The organism is Kitasatospora sp. NPDC058170, from assembly GCF_042883905.1.
GTDB lineage: Bacteria > Actinomycetota > Actinomycetes > Streptomycetales > Streptomycetaceae > Kitasatospora.
The window spans coordinates 83,076-104,103 of the sequence record NZ_JBHVUV010000019.1 but is presented as its reverse complement, the minus strand read 5'-3'; the positions used below and the strand labels follow the sequence as shown (position 1 = coordinate 104,103).

Annotated in this window: 18 protein-coding genes; 9 read left to right on the top strand and 9 right to left on the bottom strand. The window is 74.8% G+C overall.

The window, feature by feature from the left end:
* Nucleotides 1-129: 129 nt before the first annotated feature.
* The 4 genes from ACFVVX_RS22135 (at nucleotide 130) to ACFVVX_RS22120 (ending at nucleotide 5,960) form a co-directional block, all read left to right on the top strand.
* Nucleotides 130-1,260, top strand: coding sequence for a CaiB/BaiF CoA transferase family protein (locus tag ACFVVX_RS22135; RefSeq protein WP_387948101.1), 1,131 nt, complete (start codon nucleotides 130-132; stop codon nucleotides 1,258-1,260).
* 10 nt (nucleotides 1,261-1,270) lie between these two features.
* Entirely contained in the window at nucleotides 1,271-2,413 is a 1,143-nt protein-coding gene (locus tag ACFVVX_RS22130) for an acyl-CoA dehydrogenase family protein (protein WP_387948099.1), read from the top strand.
* Nucleotides 2,414-2,493: 80 nt separating this feature from the next.
* The gene (locus tag ACFVVX_RS22125; RefSeq protein WP_387948097.1) at nucleotides 2,494-3,708 is read left to right on the top strand and encodes an acetyl-CoA C-acetyltransferase; all 1,215 of its coding nucleotides are present in this window, start codon (nucleotides 2,494-2,496) and stop codon (nucleotides 3,706-3,708) included.
* An 83-nt stretch (nucleotides 3,709-3,791) separates the two neighbouring features.
* Nucleotides 3,792-5,960 carry a 3-hydroxyacyl-CoA dehydrogenase NAD-binding domain-containing protein gene (locus ACFVVX_RS22120; protein ID WP_387948095.1) on the top strand — a complete coding sequence of 723 codons (2,169 nt, stop codon included), beginning with the start codon at nucleotides 3,792-3,794 and terminating at the stop codon, nucleotides 5,958-5,960.
* Here ACFVVX_RS22120 and ACFVVX_RS22115 read toward each other — a convergent pair.
* Nucleotides 5,950-6,717, bottom strand: a complete 768-nt coding sequence (locus tag ACFVVX_RS22115; protein ID WP_387948274.1) for a MerR family transcriptional regulator — start codon at nucleotides 6,715-6,717, stop codon at nucleotides 5,950-5,952. The two genes, ACFVVX_RS22120 and ACFVVX_RS22115, sit on opposite strands and share 11 nt — an antisense overlap.
* A 209-nt stretch (nucleotides 6,718-6,926) precedes the next feature.
* On the bottom strand, nucleotides 6,927-7,997 hold the full coding sequence (locus tag ACFVVX_RS22110) for an isopenicillin N synthase family dioxygenase (protein WP_387948093.1): 1,071 nt from the start codon (nucleotides 7,995-7,997) through the stop codon (nucleotides 6,927-6,929).
* Nucleotides 7,998-8,445: 448 nt separating this feature from the next.
* Between ACFVVX_RS22110 and ACFVVX_RS22105 the strand changes: the two genes are divergently transcribed.
* Nucleotides 8,446-8,958, top strand: coding sequence for an SgcJ/EcaC family oxidoreductase (locus tag ACFVVX_RS22105; RefSeq protein WP_387948091.1), 513 nt, complete (start codon nucleotides 8,446-8,448; stop codon nucleotides 8,956-8,958).
* On the opposite strand, the gene ACFVVX_RS22100 is transcribed toward ACFVVX_RS22105, so the two are convergent.
* Together ACFVVX_RS22100 and ACFVVX_RS22095 are read right to left on the bottom strand one after the other, a co-directional pair.
* Nucleotides 8,921-10,516 (bottom strand): sensor histidine kinase, encoded by a 1,596-nt coding sequence (locus ACFVVX_RS22100; RefSeq protein ID WP_387948089.1) that lies wholly within the window; start codon nucleotides 10,514-10,516, stop codon nucleotides 8,921-8,923. The genes ACFVVX_RS22105 and ACFVVX_RS22100 overlap by 38 nt on opposite strands.
* Nucleotides 10,513-11,202, bottom strand: a complete 690-nt coding sequence (locus ACFVVX_RS22095) for a response regulator transcription factor (RefSeq protein ID WP_387948087.1) — start codon at nucleotides 11,200-11,202, stop codon at nucleotides 10,513-10,515. Before ACFVVX_RS22095 ends, ACFVVX_RS22100 begins: the two co-directional genes overlap by 4 nt.
* Before the next feature lie 96 nt (nucleotides 11,203-11,298).
* Between ACFVVX_RS22095 and ACFVVX_RS22090 the strand changes: the two genes are divergently transcribed.
* On the top strand, nucleotides 11,299-12,276 hold the full coding sequence (locus ACFVVX_RS22090) for a phosphotransferase (protein ID WP_387948085.1): 978 nt from the start codon (nucleotides 11,299-11,301) through the stop codon (nucleotides 12,274-12,276).
* A 34-nt stretch (nucleotides 12,277-12,310) separates the two neighbouring features.
* On the opposite strand, the gene ACFVVX_RS22085 is transcribed toward ACFVVX_RS22090, so the two are convergent.
* From ACFVVX_RS22085 to ACFVVX_RS22075, 3 genes are all read right to left on the bottom strand, one after another.
* On the bottom strand, nucleotides 12,311-13,330 hold the full coding sequence (locus ACFVVX_RS22085) for an acetamidase/formamidase family protein (RefSeq protein ID WP_387948083.1): 1,020 nt from the start codon (nucleotides 13,328-13,330) through the stop codon (nucleotides 12,311-12,313).
* The gene (locus ACFVVX_RS22080) at nucleotides 13,327-14,772 is read right to left on the bottom strand and encodes an APC family permease (protein ID WP_387948081.1); all 1,446 of its coding nucleotides are present in this window, start codon (nucleotides 14,770-14,772) and stop codon (nucleotides 13,327-13,329) included. Before ACFVVX_RS22080 ends, ACFVVX_RS22085 begins: the two co-directional genes overlap by 4 nt.
* Before the next feature lie 139 nt (nucleotides 14,773-14,911).
* Nucleotides 14,912-16,027, bottom strand: a complete 1,116-nt coding sequence (locus ACFVVX_RS22075) for an ABC transporter substrate-binding protein (RefSeq protein ID WP_387948079.1) — start codon at nucleotides 16,025-16,027, stop codon at nucleotides 14,912-14,914.
* A gap of 82 nt (nucleotides 16,028-16,109) precedes the next feature.
* On the opposite strand from ACFVVX_RS22075, the gene ACFVVX_RS22070 reads away from it, so the two are divergent.
* On the top strand, nucleotides 16,110-16,544 hold the full coding sequence (locus tag ACFVVX_RS22070; RefSeq protein ID WP_387948077.1) for a MarR family winged helix-turn-helix transcriptional regulator: 435 nt from the start codon (nucleotides 16,110-16,112) through the stop codon (nucleotides 16,542-16,544).
* 121 nt (nucleotides 16,545-16,665) lie between these two features.
* Nucleotides 16,666-17,622 carry a helix-turn-helix transcriptional regulator gene (locus tag ACFVVX_RS22065; protein ID WP_387948075.1) on the top strand — a complete coding sequence of 319 codons (957 nt, stop codon included), beginning with the start codon at nucleotides 16,666-16,668 and terminating at the stop codon, nucleotides 17,620-17,622.
* Between the two features lie 185 nt (nucleotides 17,623-17,807).
* On the opposite strand, the gene ACFVVX_RS22060 is transcribed toward ACFVVX_RS22065, so the two are convergent.
* Entirely contained in the window at nucleotides 17,808-18,719 is a 912-nt protein-coding gene (locus tag ACFVVX_RS22060) for an oxygenase MpaB family protein (RefSeq protein WP_387948073.1), read from the bottom strand.
* 142 nt (nucleotides 18,720-18,861) lie between these two features.
* Here ACFVVX_RS22060 and ACFVVX_RS22055 point away from each other — a divergent pair, with 142 nt between their 5' ends.
* Nucleotides 18,862-19,668 (top strand): class I SAM-dependent methyltransferase, encoded by an 807-nt coding sequence (locus tag ACFVVX_RS22055; protein ID WP_387948071.1) that lies wholly within the window; start codon nucleotides 18,862-18,864, stop codon nucleotides 19,666-19,668.
* Between the two features lie 91 nt (nucleotides 19,669-19,759).
* Here ACFVVX_RS22055 and ACFVVX_RS22050 read toward each other — a convergent pair whose 3' ends face one another.
* Entirely contained in the window at nucleotides 19,760-20,977 is a 1,218-nt protein-coding gene (locus tag ACFVVX_RS22050) for an SUKH-4 family immunity protein (protein WP_387948069.1), read from the bottom strand.
* Nucleotides 20,978-21,028: the final 51 nt, after the last annotated feature.

Below are 21,028 nucleotides of genomic sequence, written 5' to 3'. Positions count from 1 at the left end.
GCCGGAGCCCGGGGCCGGTGGCGGTGCCCCGGCGCGCTTGGGCCGAGGGTCTTGTTACCGGCGGGTCGCTTCCCTATCATCGCGAGTGTTACAGCTTTACTGTCAAACCTCTGAAGGGGGCGGTGGCCCGTGTCTGGCGCAACCAGCCCCGGCCCGCTGGCCGGTGTGCGGGTGGTCGAACTCGCGGGAATCGGCCCCGGGCCCTTCGCCGCCATGCTGCTCGCCGACCTCGGCGCCGACGTGGTCCGGGTCGACCGGCCCAGCCCGTCCCCGCTGGGCGTCGAGCCGGCGTACGACCTCACCAACCGCAACAAGCGCTCGGTGCTGATCGACCTCAAGGCCCCCGAGGGGCCGGGCCGGGTGCTCGACCTCGTCGAACGCGCCCAGCTGCTGATCGAGGGCTACCGACCCGGAGTCGCCGAGCGCCTCGGCGTCGGACCGGAGGCCTGCCTGGCCCGCAACCCCGCGCTGGTCTACGGCCGGATGACCGGCTGGGGCCAGCACGGCCCGCTCGCCGACCGGGCCGGCCACGACATCGGGTACGCGGCCGTGGCCGGGGTGCTCGGCATGATCGGCGCCCCCGACGCCCCGCCCGCGATCCCGGCCAACCTGCTCGGCGACTACGCCGGCGGCTCGCTCTACCTGGTGGTCGGCCTGCTCGCCGCCCTCCACCACGCCCGTACGACCGGCGCCGGCCAGGTGGTCGACGCCGCGATCGTGGACGGCGCCGCCCACCTCACCTCGATGCTCTGGGGCCTGCTCGCCGCCGGCCACTGGCAGGACCGCCGGGGCGTCAACCTGCTCGACGGCGGCGCCCCCTGCTACGCCGTCTACCGCGCGGCGGACGGCGGCCACCTCGCCGTCGGGGCGCTGGAGCCGCAGTTCTACGCCGAGTTCGCCCGGCTGCTGGAGCTCGGCCCGGACGCGCCCGCCCAGTACGACACCGCCCGCTGGCCCGAGCTGCGGGCCCGGATCGCCGAACGCTTCGCCACCCGCACCCGTGCCGAGTGGGAGGCCGTCTTCGCGGGCTCCGACGCCTGCGTGGAACCGGTCCTGACGATGGGTCAGGCCGCCGCCCACGAGCACCTGGCGGCGCGCGGCACCTACGTCGAGGCGGGCGGCATCACCCAGCCGGCCCCCGCCCCGCGCTTCTCCGCCACCCCCGGCGCGCTGCGCCGCCCGCCGGCCCGACCGGGGGAGCACACCGCCGAGGTCGCCCGCGACTGGGGCGTCCCCGCGCTGGACTCCGAGGCCCGATAAGGAGCTTGCCGTGGAACGCGACATCTACACCGAGGAGCACGAGGACTTCCGCCGGACCGTCCGGTCGTTCCTCGCCAAGGAGGTGCTGCCGCACTACGACCGCTGGGAGCGGGCCGGCATCGTGGACCGCTCCGCCTGGCTCGCCGCCGGCCGGCAGGGCCTGCTCGGGCTCGCCGCCCCCGAGGAGCACGGCGGCGGCGGAAGCACCGACTTCCGCTACAGCGCCGTGCTGGCCGAGGAGTTCGCCCGGGCCGGCGCCTCGGGCCTGGCGATCGGCCTGCACAACGACATCATCGGCCCGTACCTCACCTCGCTCGCCACCGAGGAGCAGAAGCGCCGCTGGCTGCCCGGCTTCTGCACCGGCGAGCTGATCACCGCGATCGCGATGACCGAGCCCGGCACCGGCTCCGACCTCCAGGGCATCCGCACCCACGCCGTCGACCAGGGCGACCACTACCTCCTCAACGGCGCCAAGACCTTCATCTCCAACGGCATCCTCGCCGACCTGGTGGTCGTGGTGGCCCGGACCACCCCCGAGGGCGGCTCGCGCGGCCTCAGCCTGCTGGTGGTCGAGCGCGGCATGCCCGGCTTCGAGCGCGGCCGCAACCTCGACAAGATCGGCCAGAAGGCCCAGGACACCGCCGAGTTGTTCTTCGAGGACGTCCGGGTGCCCAAGGAGAACCTGCTCGGCGAGGAGCACCAGGGCTTCGTGTACCTGATGCAGAACCTCGCCCAGGAGCGGCTGACCATCGCGGCCGCCGCCATCGCCGGCGCCGAGTACCTGGTGGAGATCACCACCGAGTACGTCAAGCAGCGCGAGGCCTTCGGCCGTCCGCTGGCCAAGCTCCAGCACGTCCGCTTCGAGATCGCCGAACTCGCCACCGAGTGCGCCGTCACCCGGGCCTTCGTCGACCGCTGCATCACCGAGCACAACCGCTGGGCGCTCACCCCGGCGGACGCCTCGATGGCCAAGTGGTGGGCCACCGAGCTGCAGAAGCGCACCGCCGACCGCTGCCTCCAACTCCACGGCGGCTACGGCTACATGTCCGAGTACCCGGTCGCCCGCGCGTTCACCGACGGCCGCATCCAGACCATCTACGGCGGGACGACCGAGATCATGAAGGAGATCGTCGGCCGCTCCCTGCTCGGCTAGGCCCAGCCCAGCCCGCCCGGCGCCCGCCTCCGCCCGGCCACCACCCTCCGCCCGGTCAGACCCTCGAAAGGCTCTCCACCGTGACCACCGAAGCGTACGTCTACGACGCGATCCGCACCCCGCGCGGCCGGGGCAAGGCCACCGGCTCGCTGCACGGCACCAAGCCGATCGACCTCGTCGTCGGCCTGATCCACGAACTGCGCCGCCGCTTCCCCGGGTTGGACCCGGCGGCGGTGGACGACATCGTGCTCGGCGTGGTCAGCCCGATCGGCGACCAGGGCTCCGACATCGCCCGGATCGCCGCCATCGCGGCCGGCCTGCCCGACACGGTGGCCGGCGTCCAGGAGAACCGCTTCTGCGCCTCCGGCCTGGAGGCCGTCAACCTGGCCGCCGCCAAGGTCCGTTCGGGCTGGGAGGACCTCGTCCTGGCCGGCGGCGTGGAGTCGATGTCCCGGGTGAAGATGGGCTCCGACGGCGGCTCCTGGGCGATGGACCCGATGACCAACTACGAGAACCACTTCGTCCCGCAGGGTGTCGGCGCCGACCTGATCGCCACCATCGAGGGCCTCTCCCGGACGGACGTGGACGCCTTCGCCGCCGAGTCCCAGGCCCGCGCCGCCAAGGCGCAGGCGGACGGCCTCTTCGACGGCTCGGTCGTCCCGGTCCGCGACCGCAACGGCCTGGTCGTGCTGGAGCGCGACGAGTTCATCCGCCCGGGCACCACCGTGGAGAGCCTGGCCGGCCTCAAGCCCTCCTTCGCCGGTATGGGCGAGGCCGGCGGCTTCGACGCCGTCGCCCTGCAGAAGTACCACTGGGTGGAGGCCATCGACCACGTCCACCACGCGGGCAACTCCTCCGGCATCGTGGACGGCGCGGCCCTGGTCGCCATCGGCAACCGGGAGATCGGCGAGCGCTACGGCCTGCGCCCGCGGGCCAGGATCGTCTCCGCCGCCGTCTCCGGCTCCGAGCCCACCATCATGCTCACCGGTCCGGCCCCCGCCACCCGCAAGGCGCTGGCCAAGGCGGGGCTGACCGCCGCCGACATCGACCTGGTCGAGATCAACGAGGCCTTCGCCGCCGTCGCGCTCCGCTTCATCCGCGAACTCGGCTTCCGGCCGGACCAGGTGAACGTCAACGGCGGCGCGATCGCCCTCGGCCACCCGCTCGGCGCCACCGGCGCGATGCTCCTCGGCACCGTGATCGACGAGCTGGAGCGGCGCGAGCTGCGCTACGGCCTGATCACCCTCTGCGTCGGCGGCGGCATGGGCATCGCCACCATCGTCGAGCGCGTCTGAGCCTGCTCCGCCCGCCACCGCCTCCCGGCGGGGCGTCGTGCGGCACCCCCTCTCTTCCCGGCCTTCCCTGGAGACGAAAACCCATGTCCGACACCACCATCCGCTGGGAGCAGGACCAGGACGGCGTGGTCACCCTCGTCCTCGACGACCCCACCCAGTCCGTCAACACGATGAACGAGGCCTTCACGGCCGACTTCGAGGCCGCCGTCGAGCGCCTGGCCGCCCTCGGCGACGGGCTGCGCGGCGTCGTCATCACCTCCGGCAAGAAGACCTTCTTCGCCGGCGGCGACCTGCGGATGCTCTCCGCCGCCCGCCCCGAGGACGCCGCCGCCGTCTTCGAGAAGTCCCTGCGGATCAAGCGCACCCTGCGCCGGCTGGAGACCCTCGGCAAGCCGGTGGTCGCAGCGGTCAACGGGAGCGCGCTCGGCGGCGGCCTGGAGATCGCCCTCGCCTGCCACCACCGGATCGCCCTGGACACCCCGGCCAGCCGGATCGGCCTGCCCGAGGTCACCCTCGGCCTGCTGCCTGGCGGCGGCGGAGTGGTCCGCACGGTCCGGCTGTTCGGCATCACCGACGCGCTGCTGAAGTTCCTGCTGGAGGGCCGCCAGTACCGGCCGGCGCAGGCGCTCCAGCACGGCCTCGTCCACGAACTCGTCTCCACGCCCGAGGAGTTGACCGACCGGGCGCACGCCTTCATCGCGGCCAACCCGACCGCCGTCCAGCCCTGGGACGTCAAGGGGTACCGGATCCCGGGCGGCACCCCCGCCACCCCGGCCCTCGCCGCCAACCTGCCGGCCTTCCCGTCCAACCTGCGCAAGCAGCTGGCCGGCGCGCCCTACCCGGCGCCGCGCAACGTGCTGGCGGTGGCGGTGGAGAGCGCCCAGGTGGACGTGGACACCGCGATGGTGATCGAGGCCCGCTACTTCACCGAGCTGGCCTGCGGGCAGACCAGCAAGAACATGATCCAGGCGCTCTTCTTCGACCTGCAGGCCGTCAACTCCGGTGCCGGGCGCCCGAAGGGGATCGAGCGGCGCGAGGTGCGCAGGGTCGCGGTGCTCGGCGCCGGCATGATGGGCGCGGGTATCGCGTACACCTGCGCCGCGGCCGGCATCGAGGTCCTGCTCAAGGACGTCACCGTCGAGGCCGCCGAGCGCGGAAAGGCCTACTCCGCCGGCCTGTTGGACAAGGCGGTGGCGCGCGGCCGGTCCACCGCGGCGCAGCGCGACGAGCTGCTCGCCCGGATCACCCCGACCGCCGAGGCCGCCGACCTGGCCGGCTGCGACGCCGTGATCGAGGCGGTCTTCGAGAACCCCGAGCTCAAGCACAAGGTGTTCCAGGAGATCGAGGACGTCGTCGCACCGGACGCGCTGCTCTGCTCCAACACCTCCACCCTCCCGATCGGCCTGCTCGCCGAAGGGGTCGTCCGCACCGCCGACTTCATCGGCCTGCACTTCTTCTCGCCGGTCGACAAGATGCGGCTGGTGGAGATCATCCGCGGCCCCGGGACGGGCGACGAGGCGCTGGCCCGGGCGTTCGACCTGGTCCGCCAGATCAACCGGACGCCGATCGTGGTCAACGACTCGCGCGGCTTCTTCACCTCCCGGGTGATCGGCCAGTTCATCAACGAGGGCGTGGCGATGGTCGGCGAGGGCGTCGACCCGGCCTCCGTCGAGCAGGCCGCCGCCCAGGCCGGCTACCCGGCCAAGGTGCTCTCGCTGCTCGACGAGCTGACCCTCACGCTGCCGCGCCGGATCCGCGACGAGTACCGGCGGGCCACCGAGGCGGCCGGCGGCAGCTGGACGGCCCACCCGGCGGACGCGGTGGTGGACCGGATGGTCGACGAGTTCGGCCGCCCGGGGCGCAGCGGCGGCGCGGGCTTCTACGAGTACGGCGAGGACGGCCGGCGCGGCAGGCTCTGGCCCGGTCTGCGCGAGCACTTCACCTCGGCCGACTCCGCCGTCCCCTTCGAGGACCTCAAGGAGCGGATGCTCTTCAGCGAGGCGCTGGACTCGGTCCGCTGCCTGGAGGAGGGCGTGCTGACCTCGGTCGCCGACGCCAACGTGGGCTCGATCCTCGGCATCGGCTTCCCGGCCTGGACGGGTGGCGTGTTCCAGTACATCAACGGGTACGAGGGCGGCCCGGCCGGCTTCGCGGCCCGGGCCCGCGAGCTCGCCGCCGCCTACGGCGAGCGGTTCGCGCCGCCGGCCCTGCTGGAGCGGGTCGCCGCCGAGGGCCGGACCTTCACCGACTGACGGTCGGTCGGGCGGGCGGGTCGGTGTCCTCCGTGGAGCGCGCCGCCCCGCCCAGCTCCTCGCGCAGCGAGCGCTGGAACGCCGTGACCAGCGCCTGCGCCACCATCGGCTGGATGTGGTCCGTCAGCTCCTTCATCCGCTCCAGCTCCGCCGGCGCCGGCTCGCTCTCCCGGTACGGCCGCCACACCGTCTCGCGGAACAGCCGCTGCAGCTCGTGCGCGGTCGCCCGGCTGTGCTCCAGCACCACCGCGCGGGCCGCCAGCAGGGTCTCCAGCGGGATCGGCACGTCCAGGATCCGCACGCCCAGCGGCAGCAGCCCCGGATCCACCCGGAACACCTGCGGGTCCGCCGTCCGCTCCAGCGCGCCCATCGCGGCCAGCCGCTCCAGCTGCTGCTCCGACAGCCCCTGCCCGGCGCGGCGCTCCAGCTGCGCCCGGCTCAGCTCCTCGGCGGCCTCCGGCGTCCACGACGCGACCAGCGCCCGGTGGATCGCCAGGTCCAGCGGGGTGCTGTCCTGCGGCAGCCGGGCCAGGTACCGCTCGATCGCGGCCAGGGTCAGCCCCTGCCGCTGGAGCTCCTCGATCAGCCCGAGCCGGTCCAGGTGGTCCGCGCCGTAGAGCCCCACCCGGCGCGGTCCGAGCTCCGGCGGCGGCAGCAGGCCCTTCGTCCCGTAGAACCGCACCGTGCGCACGGTCACCCCCGCCCGCGCCGCCAGCTCGTCCACCGTCAGCCGCACCTCCGCCGCCTCGGCCCCCATCCGCCCCGCCTCCGCCTCCGTGTACCACCACTGCTGTAACAGCAAGAGTGTGACACCGTGCGCCCGGCCGGTCCACTGCCGGTGATGCCCGGGGGCCGGGCGGGCGGACGACAGGACCGGCCCGCGTCCGCGCCGGGGCGGGGAGGCGGAGCCGGTCCTGAGAGGTCGGGAGGGTCCGGACGGGGTCCGGACGGGTCCGGGAGGGGTGGTCAGCGCGGGGCGGCGTCGGCCAGCTCGGGGTGGTGGCGGCGGGTGACCTCGGGATGGGCCCTCGTGTACCCCTTCCACTCGTTCAGCCCGAACTCCGCGAAGAGCGGGTTGGCCGGATCCTCGGTCGCACCGGGGGCGTGGTGGGCGAGCGGGAAGTCGAGCGGCGCGATGTGGGCGTCGAGGCGCGGGTTGTAGAAGAACGGCACGGAGAAGCGCTCGCGGGCGCCGGCCGGGCTGACCACCCGGTGGCTGGTGGCCTTCAGGTAGCCGTCGGTGGCGACCTCCAGCAGCTCGCCGAGGTTGACCACGAAGGCGCCCTCCAGCGGCGGCACCTCCAGGAAGGAGCCGTCCGCGCGCTCCACCTGGAGTCCGCCGACGGTGTCCTGGAGCAGCAGGGTGATGAAGCCGTAGTCCTTGTGCGCGCCGACGCCCTGCCCGCCGCCGTCCGGGGCGGTGCCGGGGTAGCGGACCAGCTTGAGCCGCAGGTGGGGGTGGCCGGCGAAGACGTCGTCGTAGAAGTCGGGCCGGGCGCCGATCGCGGCGAGCAGCTCGTGCAGCAGCCGGCGGGCGACGGCGCCGAGCCGGTCGATCCAGCCGAGGGCGGCGGTCCGCAGCTCCGGGAGCGCCTCGGGCCACTGATTGGGGCCCTCCAGCCACCAGTACGCGGGCTCGCTCGGGGCGGGGACGTGCGGGGGCAGTTCGGCGCCGATGTCGAGCTGGTCGCGCCAGTCCCGGCTGCCGCCGGTGCGCTCGTCGCCGGTGCGCGTGTATCCGCGGTAGTGCGGGGAGTTGAGGTTGGCGACGGCGAGGCGGTCGGCCTCCGGGAGGGCGAAGAACGCCCGCATGGCGGCGGTCAGGGTGGCCGTCTGCGCGGGGGAGACGCCATGGCCGACGAGCTGGAAGAAGCCGACGTCGGTGGCCGCGGCACGCAGCTCGTCGTGCAGCCGGGTGCGGTCCTCCGGGCTGCCGTCGGCGAGCGAGAGGTCGATCACCGGGAGGCTGTCCAGCCCGGAGGGCGCCGTCCGGGCTGCGGTCTCGGTGGAGGGGGTGGTGGGGTGCTGCTGCGTCATGGGTGACATCCGCTGGGTCTCGTCCCGACCTGTCCCGGTGATCGACCGGGGGCTCCGGGGTCACGCCTGATGCGGCGGGTGCCCCGGGGGCCGGGAGGGGGGACGCGGCCTGCTGTGGCCGCGCTTGAGGGTGGGAGGCGCGAGGTTCAGCTGGAGCGTCGACAGGACATGCTCGTGACGCGGAGCAGGTCCACGTGGCGGCGGCGAACGAGTATGAGCACGTCACCAGCCTAGATGACGGTCGGAGCGGCGGGGAGACCCCGGGTCGACATCATTGTTCTGAACCTGCCAAGAGGCTCCCGGGAGAGCCCGCCGCCCGCCCCGCCCGCCGGGGCTTCTTGGCCGAGCCTTGTCCGCGCCCTTGCCCTGCGCTGTACGGACGCTAACCCGTCCCTCGGGAGAGTGGTCGCACACCCGAGACCGCAGACCCTCCCGAGCAGGAGCACCGATGAACCGTAAGATCCGCACCCGCGCCGCCGTCGCCGGCGTCGCCGTCGTCGCCGCGCTGGGTACCTTCACCGCCGGTGTCGGCGTCGCCCAGGCCGGCGACGAGCAGAGCCGCCGCGGCAGGACCACCGAGCGCGAGATCGCCGCGCTCTTCGACCAGTGGAACGCGGCCCTGCAGAGCGGCGACCCGAAGAAGGTCACCGCGCGCTACGCCCACGACGCGGTGCTGCTGCCGACCGCCTCGCCGCGGATCCGCACCAACCACGAGGAGATCGCCGACTACTTCGCGCACTTCCTGCAGAAGAAGCCGCGGGGCGAGAAGGTCCGCTCGGTGATCAACATCCTGGACGCCGACTCGGCGATCGACGCCGGCGTCTACCGCTTCCACCTCACCGACCCGAAGACGGGCGAGACCAAGCCGGTCGAGGCCCGCTACACGTACGAGTACGAGAAGCGCGGCGGCAAGTGGCTGATCGTCAACCACCACTCCTCGGTGCTCCCGGCCGAGGGCTGAGCCCCGGCCCCGTCCCGCTCCTGGGCCCGGTCCGGGGGCCCGCCCCCGCCCGGGCGTCCGTCCGCAGCCCGATCCGGACGCACAGCCCGCCGCCCGGCGCGTCCCGCAGCGCCACCGTGCCGCCGTCGTCCGTCACCAGCTGCCGGACGACGGCGAGCCCCAGGCCGGAGCCCGAGCGGCCGGTCAGTCCCTGGCCGCGCCAGAACCGGTCGAACGCGCGGGACTGCTCGGCGGCGGACATCCCCGGCCCCTGGTCGAGCACCTCCAGCACCGCCTCCTCCCCGGCGGCCTCCAGCCGCACGGTGATGGCGCCCCGGTCGGGGGAGACCTCCAGCGCGTTGGACAGCACGTTGTCCAGGACCTGGTCGAGGTTGCCGGGCCCGGCCAGGACGTGCAGCCGCTCGTCCACGTCGCCGGTCAGCGCGATCGCCACCCCGCGCTCGTCGGCGGCCGGCCGCCAGACGCTCAGCCGGTCCTCGACCAGCTCGCGCAGCGCCAGCGGCTCCGGCGCGGACACCTTGGCCTCCGCGCGGGCCAGCACCAGCAGCCCGCTGACCAGCCGGCTCATCCGGACCACCTCGGCGGTCGCCAGCTCCACGTCCTCGCGGAGGAACTCGTCGTCCACGCCGTCGGCGATGTTGTCCAGCGAGAGGCGCAGCGCGGTCAGCGGGGTGCGCAGCTGGTGCGAGGCGTCCGCGACGAAGATCCGCTGCGAGGCGACCAGGGTGTCGAGCCGCTCCGCGCCCTGGTTGAGCGTCCGGGCCAGGGTCTGGGTCTCCTGCGGGCCGGTGACGGGGGAGCGGGCGGTGAGGTCGCCGTCGCTGAAGCGGCTCGCCATGTCGTTGAGCTGGCGCAGCGGCTTGGTGAGCAGCCGGGCCACGATCGCGCCGAGCCCGGCGGCCACCGCCAGCACGCCGACCGCGAGGACGGCGCGGAAGCCCCAGATCCGCCAGAGCCGGTCGCTGAGGTCGGCCGTCGCGTAGCGGATCCGCACCGCGCCGACGATCCGCGGCCCGTCCGGCCTCCCGTCGGCCTGCGCCTGGGCCTGGGCCTGCTCCTGGGCCTGCTCCGGCGTCTGTGCCGGCGTCTGTGCCGGGGTCTGCGCCGGGGTCTGCTCCTGCGCCGGGGTCTGTGGCGGAGCCGGCGGCGGCCCGCCCGTCCGGGCGTGCGCGGGCACGGTGACCACCAGCTGCGGGCCCCAGACCAGCCGCGACCCCCAGTCGACCGTGCTGCGCCCCTCCCGCAGCGCCCGGTCGAAGGCCTCGTCCGCCGGGTGCGCCGGCGGCGGCAGCGGCGGTACCGCCGCCCCGTCGGCGGCCACCACCTCCACCGTGCCGGGCGTCTCGTCCGCGTACGCCCCGGCCACCCGCGCCAGCGCCTGCCGGGCGGGCTCGTCACCGTCCCCGAGCAGCAGCGCCATCGTGGTCGCCTCGCGCCGCACCGACTCCTCGGTGTCCCCGCGCAGCTGGGCGGTCAGGGTGAACGCCACCGGCACGGTGAACGCCGCCAGCGCCACCCCCACCAGCAGCACGTAGCTGACGATCAGCCGCCGGATCACGCCGTCGCCCCGCCGAGGCCCTCGTCCACCACCAGCCGGAAGCCGACCCCGCGCACCGCCTCGATCACCACCGCCCCGGCGAGCTTGCGCCGCAGCGCCGCCACATGGACGTCCAGCGTCTTGGTCGGCCCGAACCAGTTGGCGTCCCAGACGGCCTCCATGATCTGCTCGCGCGACATCAGCGCACCCGGCTCCTCGGTGAGGAAGGCCAGCAGGTCGTACTCCTTGGGGGTGAGCGCCACCTCGGCCCCGTCCAGCCGCACCCGGGCCGCCTTGCGGTCGACGGTCAGCCGGGCGCCGTAGCGGTCCGGCCCGGCCGGCTCGTGCGCCCTCGGCCGCACCCGCCGCATCACGGCCCTGATCCGGGCGATCACCTCGCGCACCCCGAAGGGTTTGGACACGTAGTCGTCCGCCCCGATCTCCAGGCCGACGACGCGGTCCGTCTCGTCGCTGCGCGCGCTGATCACGATGATCGGCACGTCCCCGCGCCCGCGCAGCACCCGGCACACGTCCAGCCCGTCGGTGTCGGGCAGTCCGAGATCCAGCAGCACCAGGTCGTAGGGCTCGGTCGCGGCCAGCGCCGCCGCACCGGTGGTCACCCACCGCACCGTGAACCCGTACCGCACCAGCCCGCGCCGCAGCGACTCCGCGACCGGCTCATCGTCCTCCACCAGCAATACACGCACGAGGCGAACCCTATTGACCCGGCTCGGGGGCACCGACACCGCCCACCGCGCGGATAATCCGGCGCCCGGGCCGCCCGGGCTCGCTAGCCTTCCCGCATGAAGACCCGCCCGGACGGCCTCGACGACCAGCAGCTCCGAACTGCCCTGCGGGAGTTCGGTATTGACGCCACGGAGCTCGGCTATGCGCCGGTCGGCCACGGTGACCACCACTGGACGGCGGTCGACCGGGACGGCGGGCGATGGTTCGTCACCCTCGCCGACCTCGCCCACAAGAGCCACTGCGGACCGGAGCCGGAGAGCGCCTTCGCGGGCCTGCGCCGCGCCATGGACACCGCCGCCGCCCTGCGCGCACTCGACCTGGTCGTCGCCCCGGTGCCGGCCGCCGACGGCGCGAGCGTGCTGCGCCTCGCCGACCCGCGGTACGCACTGAGCGTCTTCCCGCTGGTGCCCGGTGCCGCGGGCGGCTTCGGCGAGGCGCTCGGTCCGGCCGACCGCTCGCTGCTGATCGCCGCCCTGGCCCGGCTGCACACCACCCGGCCCCCGGCCGGTATCCCGGTCCACCACCCCGACCTGTCCGCCCGCCCCCGTCTGGAGGCCGCCCTCGCGGACCTCGACGCACCCTGGAGCGGCGGCCCCTACACCGGCCGGGTCCGCGAGCTGCTGGCCGGCCACGCCCCCGCGCTGCGCCGCCGCCTCGCCGAACTCGACGAGCTGGTCGCCCGCCCGGCCGGCCCCCGGGTCGTCACCCACGGCGAACCCCACCCCGGCAACCTGCTGCGCACCCCCGGGTGCGTCCGCCTGGTCGACTGGGACACCGTCGCCCTCGCCGCCCCCGAACGCGACCTCTGGCTCACCGGTGCCACCGACGGGGACCTCGCCCACTACGCGGCCCTCACCGGCCACACCCCCGACCCGGGGGCGCTCGCCCTCCACCGCCTGCGCTGGGCGCTGGAGGACGTCGACGCCTACCTGCACTGGTTCCGCTCGCCGCACACCGACAGCGAGGACGCCCGCGACTCCTGGGCCGCCCTGTCCGGCACGGTGCGCGAGCTGGCCGTGCCGGCCGGGGGGTAGCCCGGGGGGCCGCGGGCGGCCCGAGGCCGGTGGCTCAGCGGTGCCGCAGGTAGGCGGCGGCCGTCTCCCGGAGCCGGTCGTGCAGGCCGTCGTACGCGCGGGCGCGGCCGAGCACGGCCTTGGGCAGCTTGGCGGCCATCGTGTAGTTGGTGTCGCACACGTTCGCCGCCGGGGCCAACCCGGCCTGGCTGACCAGCTGGTAGGCGTCCAGCTGGTCCAGGCCGACCAGCTCGGCGGTCCAGCGGACCAGGTCGTGCTGGCTGATCCGGAAGGCGTCCTCCAGCGGCCGGGCCGAGCCGGTGGAGATCAGGTACCGGTCGTTCTCCAGCCGCGGCCAGGCCGGTCCGCCGCCCTTGACGAGGTCGACCACCACCGTGGTGCGCATCGCCGTCTCCACGGCCGTGCCGCACACCTCGCCCTCGCCCTGGCGGGCGTGGCCGTCGCCGACGGCCAGCAGCCCGCCGGGCACGTTGACGCCGAAGTAGGCGGTGGTGCCGGCCCGCATCTCGGGGGTGTCGAGGTTGCCGCCGTGGGCGCCGGGGGTGATCGACATCAGCGTCTCGCCGCCGGCCGGGGCGACGCCGACCGTGCCGTGCATCGGGTCCAGCGGCAGCTCGGCGGTGAAGTCGCTGTTCCGGGCCCGGAACCGGCAGATCCCGGCCGCGGTGTCCAGCTCGTACACCCAGACCCGTTCCTCCAGCGGTGCGTGCAGCATCGCCGTGGTGTGGGTCGCGGTGAGCGCGCCGAAGTGCGGGAAGGTGCTGGAGATCCCCCAGTCCCGGGCCGGGACGATCTCCACGAAGTGCACGGCGAGGGTGTCGCCCGGTTCGGCGCCGGCCACCGCGATCGGGCCGGTCACCGGGTTGAGGTAGGGGAACTCGCAGACCGCGCTCGGCAGGTCGCCGATGCCGCGCACCCGCCCGCCGAAGCAGTCCTCGGTGGTCAACTCGACCACCGTGCCGGGCCGGACGGTCACCAGCGGGGCGCGTCCGCCGAAGGTGTAGGCGTACTCGTCCGGGGCGGGGGAGAGCGAGACGGCGTCGGGCAGGTTCACGGGTTCTCCTTGACGGCGGGGGAGTCGGTCGGGTCGGGGGATGCCGCGGCGGTCGCGGTGTCCCCGGCCACCGCCAGGCGCGGCCGGCGGCCGGTGAGCACCAGCCCGGTCAGCACCAGGGCGCCGACCGCCAGCCAGGCGAAGCCGAGCCGCTGGGCGGCGATGTCCGCGTTGACGACCACGTAGGCGAGGATCGCGAACCCGGCGGCCGGTGCGACCAGGTGGCGCCACCAGTCCCGGCTGCGGCGCCGGATCAGATAGTGCACCACCACCGACACGTGCAGGACGAGGAACGTGGTCAACGCGCCGAAGTTGACCAGGCTGGAGAGCAGCGTGATGCCGTCCTCGCGGGAGGCCGTGTAGAGCCCGAGGACCAGCGAGACCCCGGCGGTCAGCAGGGTGGCGTTCACCGGGACGCGGTGGCGCGGGTGGACCTTGGCGAGGAACGCGGGCAGCTGCCGGTCGCGCGCCATCGCGTACAGCAGCCGCGAGGTGGCCGCCTGGGCGACCAGCGAGTTGGCGAACCCCCAGGCGACGGCGGTCGCGGCGGCCGTCACCGTGGCGAGCCAGCCGCCGGCGGCGACCCGGGCCGCGTCGTAGAAGGCGGTGCCGTCCGGGTCGCCCCCGGCGATCAGCGCCTGCGGATCCGGTACGAGGAGGGAGGCGATCCAGGTCTGCACGATGAACAGCGAACCGGCCAGCAGCAGCGCGGCGGTCATCGAGCGGCCGATCGCCCGGGCGGAGTCGCGGTTCTCCTCGGAGAGGGTGGAGATCCCGTCGAAGCCGAGGAAGCTCAGCACCGCCACCGACACCGCGCCGAACACCAGGCTCCACGAGAAGGTCTGCGGGTTGTAGACCGGCGTGAGGTCGAAGCCCCGGCCCTCGCCGGCCGCCAGCGCCGCCAGTCCGAAGCCGATGAACACCACCAGCACGACCAACTCGCCGATCAGCATGGCCTTGTTGACCTTCGAGGTCAGCTCGATGCCGAAGTGGTTGACGGCGGTGTTCAGCAGCACGAAGCCCACCAGCCAGAGCCAGACCGGCACCGCGGGCACCAGCGAGTTCATCGCCACCCCGGCGATCAGGTAGAGCAGGCCGGGTACCAGCACGTAGTCCAGCAGGATCATCCAGCCGGACAGGAAGCCGACGGGCGCCGCGATGCCGCGCCCCGCGTAGGTGTACACCGAGCCAGCCATCGGGAAGGCCCGTGACATCTGGGCGTACGACAGGGCGGTGAACACCATCGCCACCATCCCGAGCCCGTACGCCAGCGCGACCATGCCGCCGGAGCCCTGGAAGACGCTGCCGAAGATGCCGAACGGCGCGATCGGCACCATGAACACCAGTCCGTAGACCAGCAGATCGGTGAAGCGCAGGGAGCGGCGCAGCTCCTGTCTGTAGCCGTAGCTCTCGATGTTCTGGGGCGCGGGTGCTTCGGACATGGGGGCTCTCCTCCGTGACGACCCGGGGTGGTGGGGGAGACAGTAGGGCCAGTTATTTCCAAATGGAAGAGTTCTCGCCGGTCCGCGCCGAGGCGTGGGGCCGCGGAGGAGTTCTCCGGCCGCCTCAGGGCAGGACACCTCAGGGCAGGACGGTGAACCCGAGCCCCTCCGCCCGCGCCAGGTGCACCCCCTCCCGGGCCGGCCCCAGCGGCGCCCGCGCCCAGGCCCGCCGGACCGCCGCGCCCTCCCCGTGCAACAGCCGCGCCGCCGCCCGCGCCAGGCCGCCGGCCGGCACCAGCTCGCCGCGCGACCCGAGCGCCGCCAACAGGTGCAGCCCGTCGTACAGCCCCACCGCGTACGCGTCCAGCACCGGCGCGTACGGCCCGAACACCGCCCGGTGCCGCTCGGCCAGCCGCAGCCGCCGCTCCTCGGCGAGCGAGACGAACGACGGCATCACCGCGTACAGCGTGCCGGTGTCGTCCCCGCCGTACGCGACCAGGCTGTTCTCCTCCAGCGCGCCGGAGAGCCGCACCAGCCGCCGGTGCAGGCCGCTGCGGCGCAGCGCCCGGTTGAACCGCACCAGGTCGGCGCCGATCAGGCTCAGCAGCAGGGCGTCCGCACGCGCCGCCCGGAGCGCGTCCAGCAGCGGCTCCAGCGCCCGCTCCGCCGTGCCGAACGGCAGGTGCCGCTCCAGCACCACCCCCGCCCCCGCCCGGGCCACCGCCGCCCCGGCGGCCCGGTGCACCGCGCGCGGCCAGATGTAGTCGTTGCCGACCAGCGCCCAGCGGCGCAGCCGGTGGCGGGCGGTGAGCCGCTCGATCACCCCGTCCAGCTGCCGGACCGGATCCGCCCCCGTGCAGACCACCCCGGGCCGGCGGGTCCCGCCCTCGTGCGGCGGTGTGAACACGTAGGCGGCACGCCCCGAGACCACCGCCTCCACGGCCCGGTGCACATCACTGGAGTGGCAGCCGGCCACCGCGTCCACCGCCCCGGCGTCCAGCAGCAGCGCCACCTCCCCGGCCGCCGCCCCCGGCGGGCCGCCGCCGTCCACCAGCACCAGCTCCAGCGGCAGTCCGCGCACCCCGCCGCCCGCGTTCACCTCGTGCGCGGCCAGCAGCGCCCCGTCCAGCGCCGACGGCCCGGTCAGCCCCAGCGGCCCGGACTGCGGTACGACCAGGGCCACCCGGAGCGCCGGCCCCTCCCGGGGGAGGTGCAGCGCGTCGAGCGGTTCCAGCAGCTTCACGTCGGCGCTCATTGCCTGCGAGTATCGTCATGCCGGCGGATCCGGCAAGCGGCAGGCACCACGGCGGCACCACGGCGGCGAAAGAGGCACGGCGATGACACCATCCGGCACCGCCCCCGCCGTCGTCGACCAGCCGCTCCTGATCGAACTCCTCACCGTCGCCCAGCGCCGGCTGGCCCGGGGCCTGGCCGCCCAGTTGGAGGCCGAGGGCTGCACCCTCGACCAGTGGCGCGTCATGCGCGCCCTCGCCGCCCACGAGGCCGGCTGCGCGATGGGGGAGCTGGCCCAGGCCCTGGTCATCCCGCAGGCCAGCCTCAGCCGCGTGGTCGACGCCCTCACCGAGGCCGGCTGGGCCTACCGCCGCCAGGACGAGCAGGACCGACGCCGCGTCACCGCCCACCTCTCCCGCCGCGGCCACACCCGCCTCACCCGCCTCGACGCCCTCGCCGCCGCCCACGACGCCGCCGTCCGCGCCGCCTGCGGCACCCCCGACCCCGGCCCGCTGCTGCGCCACCTCACCGAGGCGTAGCGCTCCGGAGCGCGGTGCTCCGCGCCGTGCCGCCCGCATGCCGCCCGCGTGCTGCCCGCCTGCCGTGGCTACACCCGACAGGTGCAGGCACGGCCGGGCCGCAGCGGCGAGACTGGGGGCCATGAGTCCACAGGTATCCAGCACCCCGCGCCAGGAGCTCGGCGCCTTCCTGCGCGTCCGGCGCGCCCGGCTGCGGCCGGAGGACGTCGGACTGCCCACGTACGGCGGCCAGCGGCGCGTCCCCGGGCTGCGCCGGGAGGAGCTGGCGCAGCTGGCCGGGGTGAGCGCCGGCTACTACACCCGCCTCGAACAGGGGCAGAGCCCCAACGCCTCGGACGCGGTCCTGGACGCCGTCGCCCGGGTGCTGCGCCTGGACGCCGACGAGCGGGCCCACCTGTACGCGCTGGCCCGGCCGGTCCAGCGGCCGCGCCGGCGGGCGGCGCGGCCGGAGCGGGCGCGGCCGACGGTGCAGATGATGGTCGAGTCGCTCCGGGACGTCCCGGCGCTGGTGTTCGGCCGCTTCCTGGACATCATCGCCTGGAACCCGATGGCGCACGCCCTGCTGGCCGGCCACCTCGACCCCACCGCCCCGCAGCGGCCCGCCGACCGGCCCAACCTGGCCCGGCTGCTCTTCCTCGACCCGCACGTGCGCGAGCTGTTCGCGGACTGGCCGCGCCAGGTGCGGGGCGTCGTCGCCGACCTGCGGCTGGTCGCCGGGCGGCACCCGGACACGCCGGAGCTGGCCGCCCTGGTCGGCGAACTGTCCATGGCGAGCGAGGAGTTCGCCCGGCTGTGGGCCTCGCACGCGGTCTTCTGCCCGGGCAGTGACACCCGGGTCTACCGGCATCCGCTGGTGGGCCCGGTGGAGCTGACCACCGAGTACCTGTCGCTGCCCAAGGACGAGGAGCAGCGGGTGGCCGTCTACACGGCCGAGCCCGGTTCGCCGTCCGAGGCGGCGCTGCGGCTGCTGGCCGGGCTGGTGGCCGAGGGACGGGAGCCGGACACGGCCTGGACGGTCGCCGGGCCGCCCGGCACGGCGACCGGGGCGGCCGCCGTGCCGCGGCAGGACCGGGCGTAGGGCGTGTTTGCAAAGTCCCGCCGGGTCCGCGACGCCGGGCATCCCGCCTGGACGTACGCCCGAATCACCCAAGTACATCCAGTACGAGGGCGATCCGGGCGCACGCCCAGCCGGGCGCCCAACGCCGCGGCCTGGTCCGACGCGACTTTGCAAACACGCCCTAGGGCACGCCCGGGCGCGCCCGCTCAGGCCTCGTCCGCCGAGGCCTTCGCGTGCGGGAACGGGCAGCCGCCGGCGGCCGGGGCGGCGGGGGCGTCCGGGAAGGTGCCCAGCTCGCCGATCCGGTAGCCGTTCGGGTAGCCGCGGACCTGGCGGTTGTTGCGGGCCAGGCTGGGCCGCCGCCGGGGCGGGAGCAGCCGGACGGCCCGCCCGCGCAGCCGCATGCCGGCGCGGACGGCGCGCCGGACCACGGCGGGCGGGGCCGGGTAGCCGAAGGCCTCGCGCAGCGGGTCGTCGAGCAGGCAGACCGAGGAGAGCCGGATCGAGGGGCGCAGCGGCGGCGGGAACCAGGAGGCCATCAGGCCGAGCGTCGCGTCGGAGACCTCCCGGCCGCCCGGGTCGAAGCCGAAGTGCTCGCGCTCGTAGTCGTCGAGCAACTGCTCGAACTCCTCGAAGGTCTCCGGGATGCCGCTCAGGCCCATGTGGCGGCCCAGCTCGCGGTAGTAGTTGGTGGCGGCGCGGACCTCGTGCCGCGAGTACGGGCGCCAGCCGTAGTCGTCGAGCCAGCGCTTGGGGACCACCACGAAGGTGGCGAGCACGTACAGGTACTCGTCGTCGGAGATGTCGTACCGGCGGTGCATCTGGTTCATTCGCCGGATCGCCTCGCGGCCCTGCACCGAGCCGAAGCCGTGCTCGACCACGGCCTCCAGGATCAGCGTGGTGTCGTCGTACCGCTTCTGCGCGCGGTCGGTGAACTCGCGGGTCTGCGCGAGCAGCCGCCCGATGCCGGGGACGGCGTAGGTGCGGTACAGCGCGAAGCTGAGCGACTGGGTGGTGTCCCAGGGGAACTCGTACCAGCTGCTGATCCGGTAGATCTGGATGAACTCGGTCTCCGGATCCAGCTGCTGAATCTTCTTCAGCCAGTCGTATCGCTTCACCCTCAGACCATAGGGTCCGGTCAGGGACGGGTCAACGCGGCCGGGAGCGGTCCGCGGGCGCCGCCGCGCCCCCGGCGGGCCGACCGGCTCTTTTTCCGAGATCCCCGCCCCCGCCCCCGTGCATCCGTGACAGGGTGCGGTTATGACGACGCTCTCGGAGACCCCCGGCTTCGGCGGTGAAGTGGCCGAGTACTACGCCAAGTTCAGGCGCGGCTACCCGCCGCCGGTGATCGACGCGCTGCAGGCCGCCTGCGCGTTCGGCAGCGACGACCTCGTCCTCGACCTGGGCTGCGGCACCGGCCAGCTCGCCCTCCCGCTGGCCGGCCGGGTCGGCACGGTCTTCGGTATGGACCCGGAGCCCGACATGCTTCGCCAGGCCCGGGCGGCGGCGGCCCACCGGGGGGTCGGCAACGCGATCTGGCTGCTCGGCTCGGACGCGGACGTCCCGGCCCTCGCCCCGCTGCTCGCCGGGCGGCTGGGCCTGACGACGGTCGGCAACGCCATCCACTGGATGCGTCCCGAGCAGCTCTTCGCCGCCCTCCACCCGCTCACCCGCCCCGGCGGCGGCGTCGCGGTGATCGCCAACGGCACCCCGATCTGGGCGCAGGACTCCGACTGGTCCCGGGCCCTGCGCGGTGTCCTCGAACGCCACTTCGGCCAGGCCCCGGACAACTCCTGCGGCACCGCCGCCGCCGACCGCGCCCGCTACGCCCGGGCCCTCGCGGACGCCGGTTTCGGCGACGTCCGCGAGACCGTCATCGACCAGGACGACCAGCTGACCTTCCCCCAGCTGCTCGGCACCCTCTACTCGGCGATCCCCACCGGCGAGCTGCCCGCGCCGTCCCAGCGCCCCGCCTTCGCCGCCCGCATCCGCCAGGCCCTCCCGCCCGGCCCGACCTACCCCGAGCGGGTCCGGGTCGCGGTGCTCACCGCCGTCCGCGCCGGCTGACGGCTGCCCTGGCCGCTTGCCTGACTGCCCGCCTGCCTGTCTGCCGGGCCGCCCGCTTGCCCGGCCGACCGCCGCCGCCCGGGCCGCCGGGTCACGACAGGAGGCCGCCGGCGTGCGCGTCGTCGGCGAGCAGCTGCCAGGAGTGGCCGGGGGTCGCGAAGGCCTCCGGGTCGACGGCCGCCACCGCCGCGTCCACCGCGCTGTGCAGCAGGGCCTGCGGGTCGAACACCGCCCAGGGCCCGCCGTCCTCCCAGCGGTCCCACTCCTCGCGCAGCCGCTCGTACGTCCACAGGGCGTAGAGCAGCGCGGAGAGGTCGCGGTTGAGGTAGGCGGCGGGCTCGCCGTCGTCGTACCAGTCCGGGAGCTCCAGCCGGCCGGTGGCGCCGTCGAGGGCGACCTCCAGGTCGGTCGGCCAGGAGGCGAGCGCGAAGTAGCCGCGCTGGTAGTCCCGCTCCTCGGCGGCGTCCTGCGGCCCGTCGGCCTCGCCGAAGTACTCGGGGTACTCCTCCGCCATGGTGAGCAGCGGGCCCTCGTGGACGGCGAACATCCAGCCGCCGAGCGGCAGCCCGACCTCGGTGAGCAGCCGCCGGGTCGGCGCGTGGGTGAGCCCGGCCGGCAGCTCGGCCTCCACGTAGCGGCGGACGGCGCCCTCGTCGGTGAGCGCGGCGATCTCCGCCACCAGCCCGGGGTCGAGCTCGTACCGGAGCCCGTCCGGCCCGCCGGGCCCGGCGCCCCAGCACAGGGCGCGGACCCGCAGCGCGGTGTCCCAGTGCGCGGGCGGGGCGCCGCCGTCGTACAGCCGCGGGTCGATGGCGCGCATCCGCCGCCCGGTGGCCGCGATCACCTTGGCGACCACCGCCGGGCCCCGCAGGCCCTCGTACGCGTCGGGCTGCCGGGCGGCCCGCGCCACCGCCTCGGTCTCGTGGATCAGGGCGGCGAGCGCGGGGAGGTCGGAGGCGAGCAGGTCCCGCCGCAGCCCGCCGTCGACCCGCTCGGCGAGGTGCACCTCCCCGGTCGCGCCGTCGAGCACCACGCTGCTGCCGGCGAAGGCGATGTGGGGGAAGTAGTCGGTCTCACCGAGGAGGAACAGCGGCCCCGCGCCCTCGCCGCCGGGCTCGTAGAGGGACGGCCCGTCCGCCGCCAGGTCGCCGAAGTCCAGGAAGGCGCCCCTTTCCGGCAGCCCGTCCCGGACGAGGAAGCTCCGGCTGGGACCGTGTGCCAGCCCCGCCGGCAGCGCCTGTGGATCGACCGGGTACGGCCGCTCCCCGGCCGCCTCCGCGTCGTTGGTGTCCATGGTGGTGGTGTCCATGGGTGCCGCCCCCCTGTATCGGTGATTCCTGCGGCCCCGACCCTAACGGGA